This window comes from Streptomyces sp. MB09-01 (assembly GCF_033794505.1).
Lineage (GTDB): Bacteria > Actinomycetota > Actinomycetes > Streptomycetales > Streptomycetaceae > Streptomyces.
This window is the reverse complement of the sequence record NZ_JARAYQ010000026.1, coordinates 19,617-41,114: the sequence shown is the minus strand read 5'-3', so window position 1 is coordinate 41,114 and position 21,498 is coordinate 19,617. Positions and strand designations below refer to the sequence as shown.

Sequence of the window (21,498 nt, the reverse complement as noted above, 5' to 3'; positions counted from 1 at the left end):
CTCGACCTGGGACCCGGGTGCGGCGGCCCCGGCCTGGGCATCGGGGCTCCCGGCCTCGGCCTCGGCCCCGGCCCCGGCCTCGGCTCCGGCCTCCGTCCCGGCCTGGGGCGGTTCGGCGGCAGGGGAGGCGGGCCGGGAGCGCCGGGGCAGGAGCTTCATCTGGCCGTCCCGCGGGTCTCGCGGGTCCCGCGGGGCGCGACCCCGATCACGACTCGGGTGCCGGCCGCGAGGGAGCCCGCCTGGGCCGGGGTGACGGCCACGAAGCCGTCGCCGCTGGTCCCGGTGCGCACTTCGATGCGCCGCTGGGTGCCCTCGGCGGACACGGCGGTGACGACCGTACGACCGTCCGCGCCGGCCGACACGGCGGTGACCGGGACCACGAGCGCCTCGCCGTCGGTGGATGCGGACTCGACGGTCAGCCGGACGTCCTGCCCGGCGAAGCCGGCGGGCAGCGGCTGGTCGGCGCGGACCACCATCCGGTACCCGAGGTCGCCGCCGCCGCTGCCGCCGCCCGCGCCGTCCCCGCCCCCGCCCTTGGAGCTCTGGCCCTGGGCCTGCTGCTGGGGCGGGCCGGCGGGCTGCGCGGCGGACCGCTCGGCGGCGACCGACGCCACCTTTCCGCGGACGTCGGTGCCGGAGACCTCGGAGGAGACCACCACCGCCATGCCGGGGCGCAGCAGCTGCTTCTTGTCGTCCTTGAGGTAGGCCTCGACGACGAGCTCCCCGGCGGAGAGCGTGAGGACCGGGCCCGAGACGGGGGAGCCCACGCGGGCGCCGACGGAGCTGACGCGGGCCGGGAAGGAACCCAGGAACACGGTCTCTGCGGCGGGCAGCATCGGACCGTCGGCGGCCTCGGCGGCCGCCAGCGCGTCCTGCGCCTCCTTGAGCGCCTGCCGTGCCCGCACCAACTCCCGCCCGGAGCCCGAGCCCGAGCCGGACCCCGACCCCGACCCCGAGCCGGAACCCGCGCCCGCCGCCGTGCCGCCCTTGCCGGATCCGGCGTCCGTGGGCGTGCCCGTGGGGCCGGGCCCCGGCCCGGCGGTGGAACCGCCGCCCTGACCCGCGGAACCGGCGGAGCCCACCGCGTCCTCGACGGCCCACGTCGCCGACCGGACCGCCTCGCGGGCCGACTTCAGCGCCGCGCCGCCGTCGGCGACCGCCGGCAGCGGCTCGTACCCGATGGCCCGGTAGCGGGCGGCGAGCGCGGCCTTCGTACCGGTCCCGAAGACGCCCTTCGGGTCGGAGCCGGTGCCGTGCCCGAGCTCGCGCAGCGCCTGCTGCACCTGCGCGACGTCGTCCCCGGTGGCCCCCGGCTTGAGGTCCCGGTACATCGGCTGCGTGCCGTGCAGGGTGAACACCGGCCGTCCGGAGACCTCGGCGATCAGCTGCCCCGCCGGGACCGGATCCCCGGCCTTCGGCGGCAGCTTGGTCACCACGGCCGCGCCCGACCCCGAACCGTCGCCGGAGCGCACCCCCTGCGGGGACACCTCGACGCTCTGGTCGGCGACGACGGAGCCGCGCATCACCAGGGTCTGCGCGAGCACCCGCCGCTCGACCTCGGCGGTCAGGGCCCCCTGCGCGGGCGGCCCGGTCTCCGCGGCGACCTGCGCGGGGGACTTCACCAGGGTGGTGGCCAGCAGCCCCCCGACCGCCATCAGCGCGGCCCCGCCGACGACTCCGAGCACCACGCGCCGCCCCCGTGCGAGCCCGCTCCGGTCGTCCTCCGGGACCTCGGTGTGCTCCACGACGTGATCGAACTCGCTCATCTCGGCGTCCGGCACTTCTTCAACGCGTCCAGGTGGTCCCGCTTGAGCGCGGTCCACTGCTCCGGAGTGCCCTTGGCCTGGTCGATCTCCCCGGTGACCGGGTCGGGGTCCGGGTACCAGGACACGCCCTCGGCCCGCAGGCACGCGGCCTCCTTCTGCGCGGCGGCGAGCACCTCCGGCTCGGCCGGCTGGGGCTTCGCCGCGGCCGGCAGCATCGACTCGCAGGCTTTGTGCGCCTCCTCGTTCCAGGGCTTCGACTTGTCCACGCGGGGCGCGCCGTAGTCCGTGTAAACGATGGCCACACCCTGCTTCTTCAAACAGTCGTGGTAGGCGATTTGCTCGGCGGTGGGCGGCAGGCTGTCGCTCGCCTCGGGTTCGCCTTCCCCGCCGCCGCATCCCGTCAGCGAAATGCATATGAGGAGCAGTGGAGCGAAATAGCGTGCGTGCACGACGGGAGTTCCCTTGCGGCGGTAGAAGTGGGGATCGGCGCGCCCGTGCGAGAAGTGTGAGGAGTGCGCGCCGGGCGATAGTAGGTAGCAGAAAGTGCGCGCACAAGTTCCTGGTCAGTAACCAGACGTGACTGTCCATCAGGTGAGAAGGACTTGGTTTTCCGGTGCCTCGACCTGTTGAATCCCGGCCGGACGGAGAGTCGTGATCATGGTTGCGGCTCTGCGTCACCATTTCACCTGCAGAGGGGCAGATCATGAACAAGGCATTCCGTGCGCTGACCACGGGCGGCGTCGCCGCCGTATCGATGGGCGCGATTCTCCTGGGTGCGGCCGGGCCGGCGGCGGCCATGGGCAAGGACGGAAATCTGGAAGTCCACGAGTTCGGTCTTTTCTACTACCAGAATCAGTCCGGTTGTGTCTTCGACCTGTACGGCGAGGACCTGAACTTCAACGACAACTACTTCAAGAGCGGGTGCACGGGCGCGGGGGCCCTCGTGAACGACAACACCGAGTCCTACAAGAACCGCGACGTCTACGCCTGGAAGGTCGCCACCGACGCGAACATCGACGGCAATGTCGGTGAGATCCCGTCGAACTACTCCGGCAACGCCTCGACCACTTTCAAGAACAAGATCAGCTCGGCCACCTACACCCTCCACCCCTGATCCGGACCAAGGAGTTCCACGCCATGCGCACCGCCCCGCGCCTCCGTCTCGTCGTCCCGGCCGTCCTGCTGGCCACGGCGCTGGCCGGATGCTCCGGCGCCGGCGGTGCGGAGCGCGGAGAACCGGAGCTCGGCCCCGTGGAGACCGATCCGCCGACGGCCACGCTGTCCTTCCCCATGGACGCGTACACGGACTCCGAAGCAGAGCGGAGCCGCATGGGCCAGGTCCAGCAGATGCTGGTCTCCCGGTGCATGGCCCGGTACGGGTTCACGTACGAGGGGGTGAAGGCGGCCGCTCCGTCCGGCGGCGGGGCGGCCGAGGACCGGCACCGGTACCTCTTCGGGCTGGCCGATGCGGCGTACGCGGCGGCCCACGGGTACGACAAGGCCGCGGGGGAGGGAATGCCGGCCAAGCCCCCGGCCCCGCAGCTGAGCGACAGCGCCTACGTCGTGATGAACGGCGAACAGCCGGGCGCCCAGGGCGGCGCGGCGCCCGACGCGAACACCGAGGAGGAGGCCGCCCAGCTGGACAGCGGCCTCACCGCGGGCGGGCAGAAGGTGCCGGCGGGCGGGTGCGCGCGGGAGGGGTACCGGAAGCTGTACGCGCCGACCAAGGACAGCGTGGACCTGCTCTTCACGTTCGGGCTGGCCTCGGAGGCGCACGAGCGGTCCCGGCAGGACTCCCGGGTCGTCGCCATGCTGAAGAAGTGGTCGGCATGCATGGACAAGTCAGGATACAGCGGGATCGCCACGCCGTACGAGGTCATCGAGAAGCTGGGCCTGGACGACGACAAGGGCGGGGCGAAGGCCGTCACGGCGGCCAGGGCCGACGTCGCGTGCAAGCGCGAGGTGAACCTCGTCGGGATCTGGGCCGCGGTCGAGAAGGCCTACCAGGAGCGTCTCGTCGAGGAGCACGCCGAGACGCTGGCGCTCTACAAGGAGCAGCGCGACGCCCGCTTCAAGCTGGCGGCGAGCCTCGTCTGAGGCGCGCCGAAGGGCCGGTACTCCACCCCCGAGCGGGGGAGTACCGGCCCTTTCGCGCGTTCGTGACGATCCGGAGGATCAGAGGACGCGGACGGCGCCGGTCGGCTTGTCGTAGCTCAGGTTGCGCTCGACGATGCCCGTGCTGGGGTTCTGCGCGCCGACGAACTTGCCGCCGCCGACGTAGATGGCGACGTGGTACGCGCTGCCCTTGGAGCCCCAGTACAGGATGTCGCCCGGCTGAAGGGCGTTCAGGGACACCGAGGTGCCGGCCGAGGACTGCGCCTGGGACATGCGCGGCAGGGAGATGCCGGCCTGGCGGTAGGCGGCCTGGACGAGGCCGGAGCAGTCGAACGAGGACGGGCCGGTGCCGCCCATGACGTACGCCTTGCCGACCTGCGCGCGGGCGAAGTTGACGATCGCGGCGGCGGAGCCGGTGGCCGGGGCGGTGACGGTACCGGTGCCCTGGGAGCTGCCGGAGCCGGAGCCGGAGGCCGAGGTGCTGTTGAGGGAAGTACGGGCGGAGGAGCGGGTGGCGCGCTCGGCCGCGGCCTTGCGGTCCGCCTCCTCCTTCTCCTTCTTCTCCTCGTCGGCCTTCTTCTGGGCCTCTTCCTTGGCCTGCTTCGCCTCGGCGGCGGCGCCGGTGCGGGCGCTCTCCTCCTGGGCGGTCAGTTCGCCCTCGACGGCGGCCAGGCGGGTGTTCTCGGCTGCCTTGGTGACGGCGGAGGAGACCTCGGCGGCCAGATCCAGGTTGAGGACCGGCATTTCGAGCGTCGTCTCGGCCACGGGCTCGGACGGGGACGCGCTCGCGGTGCCGGCCATGGCCAGGGTGCTGAGGACGCCACCGGCAACTCCGGCGCGGACCGCGAGCTTCGAGGCGCTACGACGGGGCTTCCGGTGGCTGGGTATGTGAGCGGTGTGGGACATGAGGACAACCGCTATCAGGGCGCCCGGGGTCCCTTCAAGAAACGTGGCTTGCGCCACAGTTGCCCGCGAACGACGCTAACCGGGCGCGTCCGGCTTCTTATTGACGCCGTAACGGGCGAAACGGACAGGCCTTCACAAGGCTGTGATCATGGGGTTTCTGTAATAAGTCCCAATTGATCCGCGACCTACCATCCCTCTGCACAGATGGCCAAGCCCTCTTTCGGAAGCGCAGATTCAGAGTGGCGCAGGTCACAGGAGCGTCACGCGATGCGGACGCTGTGCCCCGTCCGTGACCTTCCTGTGAAGAGGCCGGGGGGTTCGTGAACGGATGCACGCACCCGGGGCGCTCCGCGACCCTCCTTCTGCCCCGCGTCCACCTCCGTACGCACCGGCTCCCCCGACCGGGCGACGTCGATCCCTTTATCACCCCCGTGCCCGTGGTGCCAATTTGCCTGCACGGGCCACCATTTGATAGTGCTGCGCGCCTTCTACCTGCGGTAACGGGGTCGGATGTCACCTTTGGTGATCATGTGGATGCTTCACGTATGAAGATCACCACTCATTGGACTTCATGATCGTTCGTCAGGTGGTGGAGATCACAAACCCGGTGTTGTAACCCGTGTCGCAGATCACAGACGGGCGGGCATAAGATGCGCAGCAGTCCGGCTTGTGAACTGCCTCACATGCAAGCGCTCGATCAAAGCGCGATCTTCGCGAGGCGGGGCACGCGGTGCCGGCGGCGGTCCAACGGTCAAGGACGACTGGAAGGAGCGAGGAGCGTGAATGCGTACGCGCCCATCCTCGTGCTCGGCGCCCTCGGCGCAGGGTTTGCGATCTTCTCCGTGGTCATGGCCACGCTGATCGGCCCAAAACGGTACAACCGGGCGAAGCTCGAAGCCTACGAGTGCGGCATCGAGCCGACGCCGATGCCGGCCGGCGGCGGCCGCTTCCCCATCAAGTACTACCTGACGGCGATGCTCTTCATCGTCTTCGACATCGAGGTTGTCTTCCTCTACCCCTGGGCCGTCACCTTCGACTCCCTGGGGATCTTCGGGCTCGTCGAGATGCTGCTCTTCGTGCTCACCGTCTTCGTCGCCTACGCCTACGTGTGGCGCCGCGGCGGCCTGGAATGGGACTGAGGGGCTGAATTTTCCATGGGACTGGAAGAGAAGCTGCCGAGCGGCTTCCTGCTGACCACCGTCGAACAGGCCGCGGGGTGGGTGCGCAAGTCGTCCGTCTTCCCGGCGACCTTCGGCCTGGCCTGCTGCGCCATCGAGATGATGACCACCGGAGCGGGCCGGTACGACCTGGCCCGCTTCGGCATGGAGGTCTTCCGCGGCTCCCCGCGCCAGGCCGACCTGATGATCGTGGCCGGCCGGGTCAGCCAGAAGATGGCGCCGGTGCTGCGACAGGTCTACGACCAGATGCCCGCTCCCAAGTGGGTGATCTCCATGGGGGTCTGCGCCTCTTCGGGCGGGATGTTCAACAACTACGCGATCGTCCAGGGCGTCGACCACATCGTGCCGGTGGACATCTACCTGCCCGGCTGCCCGCCGCGCCCCGAGATGCTGTTGGACGCGATCCTCAAGCTCCACCAGAAGATCCAGGGCGGAAAGCTCGGCGTGAACCGGGAACAGGCGGCACGTGAGGCGGAGGAGGCGGCCCTGAAGGCCCTCCCCACCATCGAGATGAAGGGGCTGCTCCGGTGAGCGAGACCCAAGAGCCGGAGAACGGCACCACGGGCGAGAACGGCGGCAACGGCAGCAACGTCCCTGCGCCGCGCGACCAGGGCCCCGAGGTCATCGGCGTGCGCAAGGGCATGTTCGGCGCCAGGAACGGCGGCGACACCAGCGGCTACGGCGGCCTCGTCCGTACCGTCGCCCTGCCCGGCGCCACCGCCCGCCCGTACGGCTCCTACTTCGACGAGGTGGCCGACGAACTGGAAGGCGCCCTGGAGGAGCAGGACCTGCTCCCCGCGAACGCCATCGAGAAGACGGCGGTCGACCGGGGCGAGCTCACCTTCCACATCGCCCGGGAGCACCTGCTCCGCGTCGCGAGCACCCTGCGCGACGACCCGGCCCTGCGCTTCGAACTCTGCACCGGCGTCTCCGGCGTGCACTTCCCCGACGACAAGGGCCGCGAGCTGCACGCCGTGTACCACCTGCGCTCGCTCACCCACGGCCGGATCGTGCGGCTGGAGGTGTCCGTCCCGGACAGCGACCCGCACGTCCCGTCGCTCGTCTCCGTCTACCCGACCAACGACTGGCACGAGCGCGAGACGTACGACTTCTTCGGCCTGGTCTTCGACGGGCACCCGGCCCTCACCCGGATCATGATGCCGGACGACTGGCAGGGCTTCCCGCAGCGCAAGGACTACCCGCTCGGCGGCATCCCCATCGAGTACAAGGGCGCCCAGATCCCGGCTCCCGACCAGCGGAGGTCGTACAGCTGATGTCCACGTCAAACCACGCCTCCGCCGACCACGCCTCGGCGCGCGAGACGACCGAGGGCACCGTCTACACCGTCACCGGCGGCGACTGGGACGAGATCGTCCAGTCCGCGGCCAGGGCCGACGACGAGCGGATCGTCGTCAACATGGGCCCCCAGCACCCGTCCACCCACGGGGTGCTCCGCCTGATCCTGGAGATCGACGGCGAGACGGTCACCGAGGCCCGCTGCGGCATCGGGTACCTGCACACCGGCATCGAGAAGAACCTCGAATTCCGGAACTGGACGCAGGGCACCACCTTCGTGACGCGCATGGACTACCTCACGCCGTTCTTCAACGAGACGGCGTACTGCCTCGGCGTCGAGAAGCTGCTCGGCATCACCGACCAGATCCCGGACCGCGCCACCGTCATCCGCGTCCTGCTGATGGAGCTCAACCGGCTCTCCTCCCACCTGGTGTGCATCGCCACCGGCGGCATGGAGCTGGGCGCGACCACGATCATGATCTACGGCTTCCGCGACCGCGAGCTGATCCTCGACATCTTCGAGCTGATCACCGGCCTGCGCATGAACCACGCGTTCGTCCGCCCCGGCGGCCTCGCGCAGGACCTGCCCCCGGGCGCGGTCGACCAGCTGCGCGAGTTCGTCAAGACGATGAAGAAGAACCTGCCGGAATACGACAAGCTCGCCACCGGCAACCCGATCTTCAAGGCCCGCATGCAGGACGTCGGCTACCTCGACCTCACCGGCTGCATGGCGCTCGGCGCCACCGGCCCGATCCTGCGCTCCGCCGGACTGCCGCACGACCTGCGCAAGTCCGAGCCGTACTGCGGATACGAGACCTACGAGTTCGACGTGCCGACCACCGAGAGCTGCGACTCCTACGGGCGGTTCCTGATCCGTCTGGAGGAGATGCGCCAGTCGCTGCGGATCGTCGAGCAGTGCCTGGAACGCCTGGAGCCGGGCCCGGTGATGGTCGCCGACAAGAAGATCGCCTGGCCGGCGCAGCTGGCGATGGGCCCGGACGGCCTCGGCAACTCCCTCGACCACATCAGGAACATCATGGGCACCTCCATGGAGGCCCTCATCCACCACTTCAAGCTGGTGACCGAGGGCTTCCGGGTACCGGCCGGGCAGGCGTACGCGGCCGTCGAATCGCCCAAGGGCGAGCTCGGCGTGCACGTCGTCTCCGACGGCGGCACCCGCCCCTACCGGGTCCACTTCCGCGACCCGTCCTTCACCAACCTGCAGGCCATGGCCGCGATGTGCGAGGGCGGCCAGGTCGCCGACGTCATCGTCGCCGTCGCCTCCATCGACCCCGTGATGGGAGGCGTCGACCGATGACCGCCAGTCCTCAGAACCAAGGGGTCTCGCTGGGCATGCCCCAGCTGCCCGCCCCCGACTTTCCGGCGGAGGTACGCGAGCGCCTCGAAGCGGACGCGAAGGAGGTCATCGCCCGCTACCCGGACAGCCGCTCCGCGCTGCTGCCGCTCCTGCACCTGTGCCAGGCGCAGGAGGGACACGTCTCGCGCACCGGGGTCCGCTTCTGCGCCGAGGTGCTGGGCCTGACCACCGCGGAGGTCACGGCCGTCGCGACCTTCTACACGATGTACCGGCGCAAGCCCTCCGGCGACTACCAGGTCGGCGTGTGCACGAACACGCTGTGCGCGGTGATGGGCGGCGACGCCATCTTCGAGGAACTCAAGGAGCACCTCGGGGTCGGCAACAACGAGACCACCCCCGACGGCAAGGTCACCCTCGAACACATCGAGTGCAACGCGGCCTGCGACTTCGCCCCCGTCGTGATGGTCAACTGGGAGTTCTTCGACAACCAGACCCCCGCATCCGCCAAGGCCCTGGTGGACGACCTGCTGGCCGGCCGCGAGGTCTCGCCGACCCGGGGCGCGCCGCTGTGCACGTACAAGGAGACCGCCCGGATCCTGGCCGGGTTCCCGGACGAGCGCGAGGGCGCGGTCGAGGCGACCGGCGGCGCCGGTCCCGCCTCCCTGATCGGGCTGCGCATCGCCCGCGGCGAGTCCCCGCACACCTCGATCGTGCACCCGCGCACCGAGGCGCGCGGCGAGACCCGTGGCGACACCACCACCGAGGGAGGGGAGGGATGACCGTGTCCTCCGAACTGAGCAATGGGGGCAGCACCTCCCGGCCGGAGGCCGGCGGGGGCACGAGCCCGGAGAAGCTCCTCGCGCCTGTGCTCTCGGCCTTCTGGGACGAGCCGCAGTCGTGGACGCTGGAGACCTACCGGCGCCACGAGGGCTACGAGGGCCTGCGCAAGGCGCTCGCGATGACCCCCGACGACCTCATCGCCTACGTGAAGGACTCGGGTCTGCGCGGACGCGGCGGCGCGGGCTTCCCCACCGGGATGAAGTGGCAGTTCATCCCGCAGGGCGACGGAAAGCCGCACTACCTCGTCGTGAACGCGGACGAGTCGGAGCCGGGAACCTGCAAGGACATCCCCCTCCTCTTCGCCAACCCGCACTCCCTCATCGAGGGAATGATCATCGCGTGCTACGCGATCCGCTCGCAGCACGCCTTCATCTACCTGCGCGGCGAGGTGGTGCCGGTCCTGCGGCGCCTGCACGAGGCGGTGCGCGAGGCGTACGAGGCCGGTTACCTCGGGAAGGACATCCTGGGGAGCGGGCTCGACCTCGACATCACGGTGCACGCGGGAGCGGGCGCGTACATCTGCGGGGAGGAGACGGCGCTGCTCGACTCCCTCGAAGGCCGGCGCGGTCAGCCCCGGCTGCGTCCCCCCTTCCCTGCCGTCGAGGGGCTCTACGCGTGCCCCACCGTCGTGAACAACGTCGAGTCCATCGCCTCGGTTCCCGCGATCCTGAACAAGGGCAAGGACTGGTTCAAGTCGATGGGGACCGAGAAATCCCCCGGTTTCACGCTGTATTCGCTCTCCGGGCACGTCGCCGGCCCCGGCCAGTACGAGGCCCCGCTCGGCATCACCCTGCGCCAGCTGCTCGACATGAGCGGCGGCATGCGGCCCGGGCACCGGCTGAAGTTCTGGACCCCGGGCGGCTCCTCCACCCCGATGTTCACCGACGAGCACCTCGACGTCCCGCTCGACTACGAGGGCGTCGGCGCGGCCGGCTCGATGCTCGGCACCAAGGCGCTCCAGTGCTTCGACGAGACGACCTGCGTGGTGCGGGCCGTGACCCGGTGGACCGAGTTCTACGCCCACGAGTCCTGCGGCAAGTGCACCCCGTGCCGCGAAGGCACGTACTGGCTGGTCCAGCTGCTGCGCGACATCGAGGCCGGCAAGGGCGTCATGTCCGACCTCGACAAGCTGAACGACATCGCCGACAACATCAACGGCAAGTCCTTCTGCGCGCTCGGTGACGGCGCGGCCAGCCCGATCTTCTCCTCGCTCAAGTACTTCCGCGAGGAGTACGAGCAGCACATCACGGGCAAGGGCTGCCCCTTCGACCCCAGGAAGTCGACCCTCTGGGCCGACACGGAGGTGAACGCATGACCGTCACCACTACGGCCGCCTCCGGAGGAGACGCGGCCGTTCCGCCCGAGGATCTGGTGTCGCTGACCATCGACGGGGCCGAACTGTCGGTGCCCAAGGGCACCCTCGTCATCCGGGCCGCCGAACAGCTCGGCATCGAGATCCCCCGGTTCTGCGACCACCCCCTCCTCTCCCCGGCCGGCGCCTGCCGCCAGTGCATCGTCGAGGTCGAGGGCCAGCGCAAGCCGATGGCCTCCTGCACCATCACCTGCACCGACGGCATGGTCGTCAGGACCCAGCTGACCTCCGAGGTCGCCGACAAGGCCCAGCGCGGGGTGATGGAGCTGCTGCTCATCAACCACCCGCTGGACTGCCCGGTCTGCGACAAGGGCGGCGAGTGCCCGCTGCAGAACCAGGCGATGTCGCACGGCAACGCCGAATCGCGGTTCGAGGGCAGGAAGCGCACCTACGAGAAGCCGGTCCCGATCTCCACACAGGTGCTGCTGGACCGCGAGCGGTGCGTCCTGTGCGCCCGCTGCACCCGCTTCTCCAACGAGATCGCCGGCGACCCGATGATCGAGCTGCTGGAGCGCGGCGCGCTGCAGCAGGTCGGCACCGGCGAGGGCGACCCCTTCGAGTCGTACTTCTCGGGCAACACCATTCAGATCTGCCCGGTCGGCGCCCTCACCTCGGCCGCCTACCGGTTCCGCTCCCGCCCCTTCGACCTCGTCTCCTCCCCGAGCGTGTGCGAGCACTGCGCGGGCGGCTGCGCGACCCGTACCGACCACCGTCGCGGCAAGGTGCTGCGCCGCCTCGCCGCGGAGGACCCCGAGGTCAACGAGGAGTGGATCTGCGACAAGGGCCGCTTCGGGTTCCGCTACGCACAGCGCCCGGACCGGCTCACCACCCCGCTGGTGCGCAGCGCCGCAGGGGTCCTGGAGCCGGCGAGCTGGCCCGAGGCCCTGGAGGCCGCGGCTAACGGGCTCGCCGCCGCGCGCGGCCGGGCCGGGGTGCTCACCGGCGGCCGGCTCACCGTCGAGGACGCCTACGCGTACGCCAAGTTCGCCCGGGTGGTGCTCGACACCAACGACATCGACTTCCGGGCCCGCGTGCACAGTGCGGAGGAGGCCGAGTTCCTGGCCGCCACCGTCGCCGGCACCGGCAAGGACCTCGACGGCACGGGGGTCACGTACGCCTCCCTGGAGGCGGCGCCCGCCGTCCTCCTCGCCGGCATCGAGACGGAGGAGGAGGCCCCCGGCGTCTTCCTGCGGCTGCGCAAGGCCCACCGCAAGCACAAGCAGCGGACCTTCGCCCTCGCCCCCTTCGCCACCCGCGGCCTGGAGAAGGCGGGCGGCACCCTGCTGGCCGCCGCCCCCGGAACCGAGCCCGCGTGGCTGACTGCGCTGTCTCAAGGCGTGCTGTCCTCCGGGACCGGCCTGGAGGCCGGCGGGGCCGCGGCCGCCGACGCGCTGCGCGAGCCAGGCGCCGTCATCGTGGTCGGGGAGCGGCTCGCCGGGGTGCCCGGCGCGCTGACCGCCGCCGTACGGGCCGCCGCGGCGACCGGGGCGAAGCTGGTGTGGATCCCGCGCCGGGCCGGTGAGCGGGCCGCCGTCGAGGCGGGCGCACTGCCGTCCCTGCTGCCGGGCGGCCGGCCGGCCATCGACCCGCGGGCCCGCGACGAGGTGGCCACCGCCTGGGGCCTGGACGAGCTCCCGCACCGCTACGGCCGCGACACCGGCCAGATCGTCGAGGCCGCGGCCTCCCGCGAGCTCTCGGCCCTGCTGGTCGCGGGCGTCGAGGTGACCGACCTGCCGGATCCGGTCCGCGCGCGGATCGCCCTCCAAGAGGCCTTCGTGGTCTCCCTGGAACTGCGGCCCAGCGAGATCACCGCCCACGCGGACGTGGTCCTCCCGGTCGCCGCGGTGGCCGAGAAGGCGGGCGCGTTCATCAACTGGGAGGGCAGGGTCCGCCCGTTCGAGGCGGCGCTCAAGCCCGACCAGATGACCCGCCGGCTCGCCCCGGCCGACGCCCGCGTGCTCCACATGCTGGCCGACGCCGCCGACCGGCCGATCGCGCTGCCCGACGTGCACGCCGTACGCCGGGAGCTCGACGCGCTCGGGCCGTGGGCCGGGGAGCGCGCCGCCGAACAGGCCGCCGACACCGTGGCGCTGCCCCGCCCGGGCGCCGGCGAGGCGGTCCTCGCGGGCCACCGGCTCCTCCTCGACCTGGGCCGGCTCCAGGAGGGCGACGAGGCCCTGGCCGGCACCCGCCACGAGGCGAGCGCCCGGCTGTCGGCCGCCACGGCCGCCGAGACGGGCGTCAAAGACGGCGACGTCCTCGCCGTCACCGGACCGGCCGGCTCCGTGGAACTCCCGCTCCGGATCACCGCGATGCCCGACCGCGTGGTCTGGCTCCCGCTGAACTCCACCGGCTCCGGCGTCCTCGCCGACGCCGGCGCCCGCCCGGGCAGCCTCGTACGCATCGGTCCGGCGACCCCGGCCGGCGCCGGCGACACCACTGCGGAGGTGGACGCGTGAACGCGGTACACGGTGACTTCGTACAACTGGCCGCCGAGGACCTGTCCCTGTTCGGCCGCGACGTCTGGTGGCTGGTCGTCATCAAGGCGGTGTTCTGCTTCGCCTTCCTGATGGTGACCGTGCTCTTCTCCATCGTGTGGGAGCGCAAGGTCGTCGCCTGGATGCAGCTGCGCATCGGCCCCAACCGGCACGGGCCCTGGGGCATGCTCCAGTCGCTCGCCGACGGCGTGAAGCTGATGCTCAAGGAAGACCTGATCGTCAAGCGCGCCGACAAGGTGGTCTACGTCCTGGCCCCGATCATCGCGGCGATCCCGGCCTTCATGGCCATCGCGGTGATCCCCTTCGGGCCCGCCGACGACCAGATCTCCATCTTCGGCCAGCGCACCACGATGCAGCTGACCGACCTGCCCATCGCGATGCTCTACATCCTCGCGGTGGCCTCGGTCGGCATCTACGGCATCGTGCTGGCGGGCTGGTCCTCCGGCTCCACGTACCCGCTCCTCGGCGGACTGCGCTCCTGCGCGCAGATGATCTCCTACGAGATCGCGATGGGCGCGGCCTTCGCCTCGGTCTTCCTCTACTCCGGGTCGATGTCGACCTCGGCGATCGTCGAGGCGCAGGAGGACCGCTGGTTCATCGTCCTGCTGCCGGTGTCCTTCATCATCTACGTCATCACGATGGTCGGCGAGACGAACCGTGCCCCGTTCGACATGCCGGAGTCCGAGGGCGACCTGGTCGGCGGCTTCAACACCGAGTACTCGTCCATCAAGTTCGCGCTGTTCATGCTGGCCGAGTACGTCAACATGGTCACCGTCTCGGCGGTCTCGGTCACCCTCTTCCTGGGCGGCTGGCGGGCCCCGTACCCGATCAGCACCTTCTGGGAGGGCGCGAACCACGGCTGGTGGCCGATGCTCTGGTTCGTCCTCAAGGTGCAGCTGCTGCTGTTCTTCTTCATCTGGCTGCGCGGCACGCTGCCCCGCGTGCGCTACGACCAGCTGATGAAGCTCGGCTGGAAGGTGCTCATCCCGGTCTCCGTGGTCTGGCTGATGCTGGTCGCGACCGTCCGGGCGCTGCGCAACGAGGCGTACGACTTCAGCGAGATCGTCCTCTACGTCGGCGGCGGAGTCGTGGCGATCCTGCTGCTCTCCTTCGTCGCGGACATCTTCCGCGACAAGCGCGAGAAGGCGCAGGCCGCCGAGGCGGTCAAGGACGCCGCGCCCTTCGACCCGCTGGCGGGCGGATTCCCCGTACCGCCCAAGCCCGGCCAGCACCTGGCACCCGTACCGCGCAGGCGGCCCCGCAGCGAGCGGGAGCTGATTGTCAGTGGCGGGACGAATACTGACAGTGACCGAGAGGAGGCTTGAGAGATGTCCGACGACGACAAGTGGCAGAACCCGGTGGCGGGCTTCGGCGTGACCTTCAAGGCCATGTTCAAGAAGCGCCTCACCGAGCAGTACCCGGAGCAGCAGAAGACGACCGCCCCGCGCTTCCACGGACGGCATCAGCTCAACCGGCACCCCGACGGTCTGGAGAAGTGCATCGGGTGCGAGCTGTGCGCCTGGGCCTGTCCCGCCGACGCCATCTACGTGGAGGGCGCGGACAACACCGAGGAGGAGCGCTACTCCCCGGGCGAGCGGTACGGCGCCGTCTACCAGATCAACTACGCCCGCTGCATCCTGTGCGGGCTGTGCGTCGAGGCGTGCCCGACGAGGGCGCTCACCATGACGAACGAGTTCGAACTGGCCGACGCCAGCCGTGAGTCGCTCATCTACACCAAGGAGCAGCTGCTCGCCGGCCTCACCGAGGGCATGGTCGAGGCTCCGCACGCGATGTACCCCGGCGCGGAGGACACCGACTACTACCGCGGGCAGGTGACGGGGGCCGCCCCTGGCACGGTCCGGCAGGTCGCGGTCACCAAGGGCGAGAAGCCCGAGGACGAGTCGGTGGACGGCCCGCAGGCCGAGGAGGTGCAGGCGTGAGCACCCTCGCGGCAAGCCTCACCTCCACCGGCGAGGCCGTGCAGTTCTGGATCCTCGGCACGGTCGCCGTCGTCGGCGCCCTGGCCACGATCCTGATGAAGAAGGCCGTGCACAGCGCCCTCAGCCTGGCCGGGACGATGATCATCCTGGCAGTCTTCTACCTCGCCAACGGGGCGTACTTCCTGGGCGTCGTCCAGGTCATCGTCTACACCGGCGCGATCATGATGCTCTTCCTCTTCGTGGTCATGCTCGTCGGCGTCACCGCCGCCGACTCCCTGAAGGAGACCATCAAGGGGCAGCGCTGGCTGGCCGCCCTGTGCGGGCTCGGCTTCGGCATCCTGCTGATCGCCGGCATCGGCCACGCCAACCTCACCCACTTCAACGGGCTCGGCCGGATCAACTCCGCCGGACACGTCGAGGGCCTGGCGCAGCTGATCTTCACCAAGTACGTCTTCGCCTTCGAGATCACCGGCGCGCTGCTGATCACCGCGGCCGTCGGCGCGATGGTGCTCACCCACCGCGAGCGCACCGAACGGGCGGCCACCCAGCGCGAGCTCGCCGAGAAGCGCGTCCGCGAGGGGGTGCAGCTCCCGCCGCTGCCCGCGCCCGGCGTCTACGCCCGGCACAACGCGGTGGACGTCGCCGGTCTCCTGCCGGACGGCACGCCGTCCGAGCTGACGGTCAACAAGACGCTGCGCGGCCGCGGCCAGATCCGCGACGTGTCGAGCGAGGCGCTGAACGACCTGAAGGCACTGGAGCAGGCGTCGGCGGAGCGCCTCGGCCGCGAGGAGGCAGCCAAGTGAATCCGGTCAACTACCTGTACCTGGCGGCCCTGCTGTTCACCATCGGCGCGACCGGCGTGCTGATCCGCAAGAACGCGATCGTGCTGTTCATGTGCGTCGAGCTGATGCTCAACGCCTGCAACCTCGCCTTCGTCGCCTTCTCCCGGATGCACGGCAACCTCGACGGCCAGATCATCGCGTTCTTCACGATGGTCGTCGCCGCCGCGGAGGTCGTGGTCGGCCTGGCGATCATCGTGTCGCTGTTCCGTACCCGCCACTCGGCCTCGGTCGACGACGCCAGCCTGATGAAGCTGTAAGGGGTCGCTGTGGAGAACCTGATTGCGCTGCTGATCGCGGCGCCCCTGCTCGGAGCGGTGGTGCTGCTGTGCGGCGGCCGGCGCCTCGACAAGATCGGTCACTGGATCGGCACCCTGCTCGCGGCCGTCTCCTTCGGGATCGGCGCCGTGCTGTTCGCCGACATGCTGTCGCGCAGTGCCGATGACCGGACCCTGTACCAGCGCCTGTACACCTGGATCCCCGTCGAGGGCTTCCAGGCGGACATGGCCTTCCAGCTGGACCAGCTGTCGATGACCTTCGTCCTGCTGATCTCCGGGGTGGGCACGCTCATCCACGTGTACTCGATCGGGTACATGGAGCACGACGAGCGCCGCCGCCGCTTCTTCGGCTACCTCAACCTGTTCGTCGCGGCCATGCTGCTGCTGGTCCTCGCCGACAACTACCTGCTGCTGTACTTCGGCTGGGAGGGCGTGGGCCTCGCCTCGTACCTCCTGATCGGCTTCTGGCAGCACAAGCCCAGCGCGGCCACCGCCGCGAAGAAGGCCTTCCTCGTCAACCGCGTCGGCGACATGGGCCTGTCGATCGCGATCATGCTGATGTTCACCACCTTCGGGACCTTCGCCTTCGAGCCGGTGTTCGGCGCGGTGGGGGAGACGTCCGAGGGCATGCTCACGGCGATCGGCCTGATGCTGCTGCTGGCCGCCTGCGGCAAGTCGGCGCAGGTCCCGCTGCAGTCCTGGCTCGGTGACGCGATGGAGGGCCCGACCCCGGTCTCGGCCCTGATCCACGCCGCCACCATGGTGACGGCCGGCGTGTACCTGATCGTCCGCTCGGCCGCCGTCTTCAACGGGGCGCCGGACGCGCAGCTCGTGGTCACCGTCGTGGGCGCGGTCACGCTGCTCTTCGGTGCGATCGTCGGTTGCGCGAAGGACGACATCAAGAAGGCCCTGGCGGGCTCGACGATGTCGCAGATCGGCTACATGATCCTCGCCGCGGGCCTCGGCCCGATCGGCTACGTCTTCGCGATCATGCACCTGGTGACGCACGGCTTCTTCAAGGCAGGGCTCTTCCTCGGCGCCGGTTCCGTGATGCACGGGATGAACGACGAGGTGGACATGCGCAAGTACGGGGCCCTGCGGAAGTACATGCCGGTCACCTTCGTGACCTTCGGACTCGGGTACCTGGCCATCATCGGCTTCCCGGGCCTGTCGGGCTTCTTCTCCAAGGACATGATCATCGAGGCTGCCTTCGCGAAGGGCGGCACCGAGGGCTGGATCCTCGGCGGCGTGACCCTGCTGGGCGCCGGCATCACGGCGTTCTACATGACCCGCGTCATGCTCCTCACCTTCTTCGGCGAGAAGCGCTGGCAGCCCGACGCCGAAGGACACCCGCCGCACCCGCACGAGTCCCCGAAGTCGATGACCATCCCGATGGTCATCCTGGCGTTCGGCTCGGTCCTCGCCGGCGGCTTCTTCGAGATCGGCGACCGGTTCCTGAACTGGCTGGAGCCCGTCACCGGTTACGAGCACGGCCACCCGCCGGTCAGCGCCATGACGGTGACCGCGGCCACCATGGTCGTCCTGCTCGTCGGCGTCGGCATCGCCTGGGGGATGTACGGCCGCAGGCCCGTCCCGGTGGTCGCCCCGCGCGGCTCGCTCCTCACCCGGGCGGCCCGGCGGGACCTGTACCAGGACGACTTCAACCACGTCGTGCTGGTGCGCGGCGGGGAGCACCTGACCCGCTCGCTCGTGTACGTCGACCACAGCCTCGTCGACGGGGTGGTCAACGGGACGGCCGCCTCGGTCGGCGGGCTCTCGGGCCGCCTGCGCAAGCTGCAGAACGGCTACGCCCGCAGCTACGCGGTCTCGATGTTCGGGGGAACGGTGGTCCTGATCGCCGCGACCCTGCTGATGAGGGCGGTGTGAAATGAGTTTCCCGCTTCTGACGGTGACGGCCGCGGTCCCCGCGGTCGGTGCGATCCTGACGGCGGCCGTCCCGGCCGCCCGCAGGACCGCCGCCAAGTGGCTCGCGCTGCTCTTCTCGCTGGCGACCCTGGCGCTGGCCGTGCTCGTCGCGGTCCGCTTCGACCCCGGTGGCGACCGCTACCAGCTCACCGAATCCCGCCCCTGGATCGCCGACTTCGGCGTCCGCTACGAGTTGGGCGTCGACGGGATCGGGGTGGTGCTCATCGGGCTCACCGCGCTGCTGATCCCCTTCGTGATCGCGGCCGGCTGGCACGACGCCGACCCGCTGGAGACCAAATCCTCCCGCTGGCGGCCGACCCAGGGCTTCTTCGCCCTGATCCTGCTGGTCGAGGCGATGGTGATCATCTCCTTCGAGGCCACCGACGTCTTCCTCTTCTACATCTTCTTCGAAGCCATGCTCATCCCGATGTACTTCCTCATCGGCGGCTTCGGGGACCGGGCGCACTCGGGTACCGACGAGAACGCGGCCGCGCAGCGCTCGTACGCGGCGGTCAAGTTCCTCCTCTACAACCTGGTCGGCGGCCTGATCATGCTGGCCGCCGTCATCGGGCTGTACGTGGTCGCCGGGAACTTCTCGCTCCAGGAGATCACCGCCGCCCGTGCCGCGGGCACGCTCGACATGGCGACCAACACCGAGCGGCTCCTCTTCCTCGGCTTCTTCTTCGCCTTCGCGGTGAAGGCCCCGCTGTGGCCGCTGCACACCTGGCTGCCGAACGCGATGGGCGAGTCCACCGCCCCGGTCGCCGTCCTGATCACCGCGGTCGTCGACAAGGTCGGCACCTTCGCGATGCTCCGCTTCTGCCTCGGGCTCTTCCCGGACGCCAGCAAGTGGGCCACGCCGGTGATCCTGGTCCTGGCCCTGATCAGCATCGTCTACGGCGCGCTGGTCGCGGTCGGCCAGCGGGACATCAAGCGGCTGGTCGCCTACGCCTCGATCTCGCACTTCGGCTTCATCATCCTGGGCATCTTCGCGATGACCTCGCAGGGCCAGTCCGGGGCCACCCTCTACATGGTCAACCACGGCCTGTCGACGGCGGCGCTGATGCTGGTGGCCGGCTTCCTGATCTCGCGGCGCGGCTCGCGGCTCATCGCCGACTACGGCGGCGTCCAGAAGGTGGCCCCGGTCCTCGCCGGGACCTTCCTGATCGGCGGCCTGGCCACCCTCTCGCTGCCGGGCCTCGCGCCCTTCGTGAGTGAGTTCCTGGTCCTGGTCGGCACGTTCGCCCGGTACCCGGTCGTCGGCATCATCGCCACCATCGGCATCGTGCTCGCCGCGCTGTACACGCTGGTGCTCTACCAGCGCACGATGACCGGCCCCGTGAAGGAGGAGGTCCGCACGATGCCGGACCTGCGCCTGCGGGAGCTGCTGGTGGTCGCCCCGCTGATCGCGCTGCTGATCGGGCTGGGCGTCTACCCGAAGGTGCTCACCGACATCGTCAACCCGGCGGTGGAGCACACCATGTCGGACGTGAAGCAGACGGACCCGAAGCCCGAAGTGGCCGTCGAAGCCAAGAACGGGGAGGCGGCGAAGTGAGCACAGTGACTTCCGCCCACAGCCTGTGGACGCTTGCGGCCGAGGCGCCGGTCGACCGGATCCCGGCACCGACCATCGAGTACGCGCAGCTCGCGCCCACGCTGATCGTGGTGGGCGCGGCGGTCCTCGGGATCCTCGTGGAGGCCTTCGTGCCCCGCAAGTCCCGCTACTACGTACAGGTGTTCCTCGCCGTCGCGGCGCTGGCCTCGGCCTTCGCGGCGGTCGTCGGCCTGGCGGCCGGCGGGTACGGCTCGACGAAGGCGCACATCGCCGCGATGGGCGCCATCGCCGTGGACGGCCCGGCGCTGTTCCTGCAGGGCACCATCCTGCTGGCCTCGGTCGTCGCGATCTTCACCTTCGCCGAGCGGCGCCTCGACCCGGCCGCGCACGGCAACCGGGTGGACTCCTTCGCCGCCCAGGCGGCGTCCGTACCGGGCAGCGAGAGCGAGAAGGCGGCCGTCAAGGCCGGCTTCACCACCACCGAGGTCTTCCCGCTGGCCCTGTTCGCGATCGCCGGGATGCTGATCTTCCCGGCGGCCAACGACCTGCTGACGCTCTTCATCGCGCTGGAGGTCTTCTCCCTCCCGCTGTACCTGCTCTGCGCCGTCGCCCGCCGCCAGCGGCTGATGTCGCAGGAGGCCGCGGTGAAGTACTTCCTGCTGGGAGCCTTCTCCTCCGCCTTCCTCCTCTTCGGCATCGCGCTGCTCTACGGCTACGCAGGCTCGGTCTCGTACGCGGTGATCGCCGACGTGGTCGACGGCACGCTCACGAAGATCGACCCGGCGCTGGCCTCCACCATGGGCAACGACGCACTGCTGCTGATCGGCGGCGCGCTGATCCTGATGGGCCTGCTCTTCAAGGTCGGCGCGGTCCCCTTCCACATGTGGACCCCGGACGTCTACCAGGGCGCCCCGACCCCGGTCACCGGCTTCATGGCGGCCGCGACGAAGGTGGCCGCCTTCGGCGCGCTGCTGCGGCTGCTCTACGTGGTCCTTCCGGGCCTGCGGTGGGACTGGCGGCCGGTGATGTGGGGGGTGGCCATCGTCACGATGCTGGCGGGCGCGGTGGTCGCCGTGACCCAGACGGACGTCAAGCGGCTTCTCGCGTACTCCTCGATCGCGCACGCGGGCTTCATCCTGGCCGGTGTGATCGCGACGTCGGCGGAGGGCGTCCAGGCGGTCCTCTTCTACCTGGGCGCGTACTCCTTCGTGACGATCGGCGCCTTCGCCGTGGTCACGCTGGTGCGCGACGCGGGCGGCGAGGCGACGCACCTGTCCAAGTGGGCGGGGCTGGGCCGGCGTTCGCCGCTGACGGCGGCCGTCTTCGCGGTGTTCCTGCTCGCCTTCGCCGGCATCCCGCTGACGTCGGGCTTCACGGGCAAGTTCGCCGTGTTCACGGCGGCGGCCGAGGGCGGCGCGGGAGCGCTGGTCGTGGTCGGTGTCATCTCGTCCGCGATCGCCGCGTTCTTCTACATCCGCGTGATCGTCCTGATGTTCTTCAGCGAACCGAAGGCCGACGGCCCGACGGTGGCGGTCCCCTCGCCGCTGACGATGACCACCATCGCGGTGGGCGTCGCCGTCACCGTGGTCCTGGGCGTGGCCCCGCAGTACTTCCTGGACCTGGCGGGGCAGGCGAGCACCTTCGTCCGCTGACCGGTCCGGCCCGGACCAA

19 protein-coding genes are annotated in these 21,498 nt (G+C 70.2%); 16 read left to right on the top strand and 3 right to left on the bottom strand.

What is annotated here, in order from left to right; translation table 11 throughout:
* Positions 1-155: 155 nt before the first annotated feature.
* Positions 156-1,766: a peptidoglycan-binding domain-containing protein gene (locus PV721_RS08650; protein WP_319722249.1), complete on the bottom strand. Its 1,611-nt coding sequence runs from the start codon at positions 1,764-1,766 to the stop codon at positions 156-158.
* Positions 1,763-2,215 carry a hypothetical protein gene (locus tag PV721_RS08645; RefSeq protein WP_319722248.1) on the bottom strand — a complete coding sequence of 151 codons (453 nt, stop codon included), beginning with the start codon at positions 2,213-2,215 and terminating at the stop codon, positions 1,763-1,765. Before PV721_RS08645 ends, PV721_RS08650 begins: the two co-directional genes overlap by 4 nt.
* A 254-nt stretch (positions 2,216-2,469) precedes the next feature.
* Here PV721_RS08645 and PV721_RS08640 point away from each other — a divergent pair, with 254 nt between their 5' ends.
* Together PV721_RS08640 and PV721_RS08635 are read left to right on the top strand one after the other, a co-directional pair.
* Complete coding sequence (locus PV721_RS08640; RefSeq protein WP_319722247.1) at positions 2,470-2,880, top strand: hypothetical protein; 411 nt, start codon at positions 2,470-2,472, stop codon at positions 2,878-2,880.
* Between the two features lie 23 nt (positions 2,881-2,903).
* The gene (locus PV721_RS08635; protein WP_319722246.1) at positions 2,904-3,863 is read left to right on the top strand and encodes a hypothetical protein; all 960 of its coding nucleotides are present in this window, start codon (positions 2,904-2,906) and stop codon (positions 3,861-3,863) included.
* A gap of 78 nt (positions 3,864-3,941) precedes the next feature.
* Here the strand turns inward: PV721_RS08635 and PV721_RS08630 are convergent, their stop codons facing one another.
* Positions 3,942-4,787, bottom strand: a complete 846-nt coding sequence (locus PV721_RS08630; RefSeq protein ID WP_319722245.1) for a C40 family peptidase — start codon at positions 4,785-4,787, stop codon at positions 3,942-3,944.
* Positions 4,788-5,566: 779 nt separating this feature from the next.
* Here PV721_RS08630 and PV721_RS08625 point away from each other — a divergent pair.
* Genes PV721_RS08625 through nuoN form a run of 14 tightly spaced genes read left to right on the top strand, consistent with a single transcriptional unit; the run spans position 5,567 to position 21,479 of the window.
* Entirely contained in the window at positions 5,567-5,926 is a 360-nt protein-coding gene (locus PV721_RS08625) for an NADH-quinone oxidoreductase subunit A (RefSeq protein ID WP_030010013.1), read from the top strand.
* 15 nt (positions 5,927-5,941) lie between these two features.
* Positions 5,942-6,496, top strand: a complete 555-nt coding sequence (locus tag PV721_RS08620) for an NADH-quinone oxidoreductase subunit B family protein (protein WP_319722244.1) — start codon at positions 5,942-5,944, stop codon at positions 6,494-6,496.
* Entirely contained in the window at positions 6,493-7,239 is a 747-nt protein-coding gene (locus tag PV721_RS08615; RefSeq protein ID WP_319722243.1) for an NADH-quinone oxidoreductase subunit C, read from the top strand. The genes PV721_RS08620 and PV721_RS08615 overlap by 4 nt, the downstream gene beginning before the upstream one ends.
* Positions 7,239-8,579 (top strand): NADH-quinone oxidoreductase subunit D, encoded by a 1,341-nt coding sequence (locus PV721_RS08610; protein WP_319722242.1) that lies wholly within the window; start codon positions 7,239-7,241, stop codon positions 8,577-8,579. Before PV721_RS08615 ends, PV721_RS08610 begins: the two co-directional genes overlap by 1 nt.
* The gene (gene nuoE / locus PV721_RS08605) at positions 8,576-9,358 is read left to right on the top strand and encodes an NADH-quinone oxidoreductase subunit NuoE (RefSeq protein ID WP_319722240.1); all 783 of its coding nucleotides are present in this window, start codon (positions 8,576-8,578) and stop codon (positions 9,356-9,358) included. Before PV721_RS08610 ends, nuoE begins: the two co-directional genes overlap by 4 nt.
* Positions 9,355-10,734: an NADH-quinone oxidoreductase subunit NuoF gene (gene nuoF / locus PV721_RS08600; RefSeq protein ID WP_319722239.1), complete on the top strand. Its 1,380-nt coding sequence runs from the start codon at positions 9,355-9,357 to the stop codon at positions 10,732-10,734. Before nuoE ends, nuoF begins: the two co-directional genes overlap by 4 nt.
* Positions 10,731-13,250, top strand: a complete 2,520-nt coding sequence (locus tag PV721_RS08595) for an NADH-quinone oxidoreductase subunit G (RefSeq protein WP_319722238.1) — start codon at positions 10,731-10,733, stop codon at positions 13,248-13,250. Before nuoF ends, PV721_RS08595 begins: the two co-directional genes overlap by 4 nt.
* Positions 13,247-14,614 carry an NADH-quinone oxidoreductase subunit NuoH gene (nuoH, locus tag PV721_RS08590; RefSeq protein WP_319722237.1) on the top strand — a complete coding sequence of 456 codons (1,368 nt, stop codon included), beginning with the start codon at positions 13,247-13,249 and terminating at the stop codon, positions 14,612-14,614. The genes PV721_RS08595 and nuoH overlap by 4 nt, the downstream gene beginning before the upstream one ends.
* Before the next feature lie 3 nt (positions 14,615-14,617).
* Entirely contained in the window at positions 14,618-15,229 is a 612-nt protein-coding gene (gene nuoI / locus PV721_RS08585) for an NADH-quinone oxidoreductase subunit NuoI (RefSeq protein WP_319722236.1), read from the top strand.
* Positions 15,226-16,032, top strand: coding sequence for an NADH-quinone oxidoreductase subunit J (locus PV721_RS08580; RefSeq protein WP_319722235.1), 807 nt, complete (start codon positions 15,226-15,228; stop codon positions 16,030-16,032). The genes nuoI and PV721_RS08580 overlap by 4 nt, the downstream gene beginning before the upstream one ends.
* Entirely contained in the window at positions 16,029-16,328 is a 300-nt protein-coding gene (gene nuoK / locus PV721_RS08575) for an NADH-quinone oxidoreductase subunit NuoK (RefSeq protein WP_030653455.1), read from the top strand. The genes PV721_RS08580 and nuoK overlap by 4 nt, the downstream gene beginning before the upstream one ends.
* Positions 16,329-16,337: 9 nt before the next feature.
* Positions 16,338-18,233 (top strand): NADH-quinone oxidoreductase subunit L, encoded by a 1,896-nt coding sequence (gene nuoL / locus PV721_RS08570; RefSeq protein WP_319722234.1) that lies wholly within the window; start codon positions 16,338-16,340, stop codon positions 18,231-18,233.
* A gap of 1 nt (position 18,234) precedes the next feature.
* On the top strand, positions 18,235-19,827 hold the full coding sequence (locus PV721_RS08565) for an NADH-quinone oxidoreductase subunit M (protein WP_319722233.1): 1,593 nt from the start codon (positions 18,235-18,237) through the stop codon (positions 19,825-19,827).
* A gap of 5 nt (positions 19,828-19,832) precedes the next feature.
* Complete coding sequence (nuoN, locus tag PV721_RS08560) at positions 19,833-21,479, top strand: NADH-quinone oxidoreductase subunit NuoN (RefSeq protein WP_416371060.1); 1,647 nt, start codon at positions 19,833-19,835, stop codon at positions 21,477-21,479.
* Positions 21,480-21,498 lie beyond the last annotated feature (19 nt).

Coding starts and splice junctions, on each gene's coding strand:
- PV721_RS08650 (WP_319722249.1), bottom strand. CDS start 1,766: ATGAGCGAGTTCGATCACGTCGTGGAGCACACCGAGGTCCCGGAGGAC.
- PV721_RS08640 (WP_319722247.1), top strand. CDS start 2,470: ATGAACAAGGCATTCCGTGCGCTGACCACGGGCGGCGTCGCCGCCGTA.
- PV721_RS08635 (WP_319722246.1), top strand. CDS start 2,904: ATGCGCACCGCCCCGCGCCTCCGTCTCGTCGTCCCGGCCGTCCTGCTG.
- PV721_RS08630 (WP_319722245.1), bottom strand. CDS start 4,787: ATGTCCCACACCGCTCACATACCCAGCCACCGGAAGCCCCGTCGTAGC.
- PV721_RS08620 (WP_319722244.1), top strand. CDS start 5,942: ATGGGACTGGAAGAGAAGCTGCCGAGCGGCTTCCTGCTGACCACCGTC.
- PV721_RS08610 (WP_319722242.1), top strand. CDS start 7,239: ATGTCCACGTCAAACCACGCCTCCGCCGACCACGCCTCGGCGCGCGAG.
- nuoE (WP_319722240.1), top strand. CDS start 8,576: ATGACCGCCAGTCCTCAGAACCAAGGGGTCTCGCTGGGCATGCCCCAG.
- nuoF (WP_319722239.1), top strand. CDS start 9,355: ATGACCGTGTCCTCCGAACTGAGCAATGGGGGCAGCACCTCCCGGCCG.
- PV721_RS08595 (WP_319722238.1), top strand. CDS start 10,731: ATGACCGTCACCACTACGGCCGCCTCCGGAGGAGACGCGGCCGTTCCG.
- nuoI (WP_319722236.1), top strand. CDS start 14,618: ATGTCCGACGACGACAAGTGGCAGAACCCGGTGGCGGGCTTCGGCGTG.
- PV721_RS08565 (WP_319722233.1), top strand. CDS start 18,235: ATGAGTTTCCCGCTTCTGACGGTGACGGCCGCGGTCCCCGCGGTCGGT.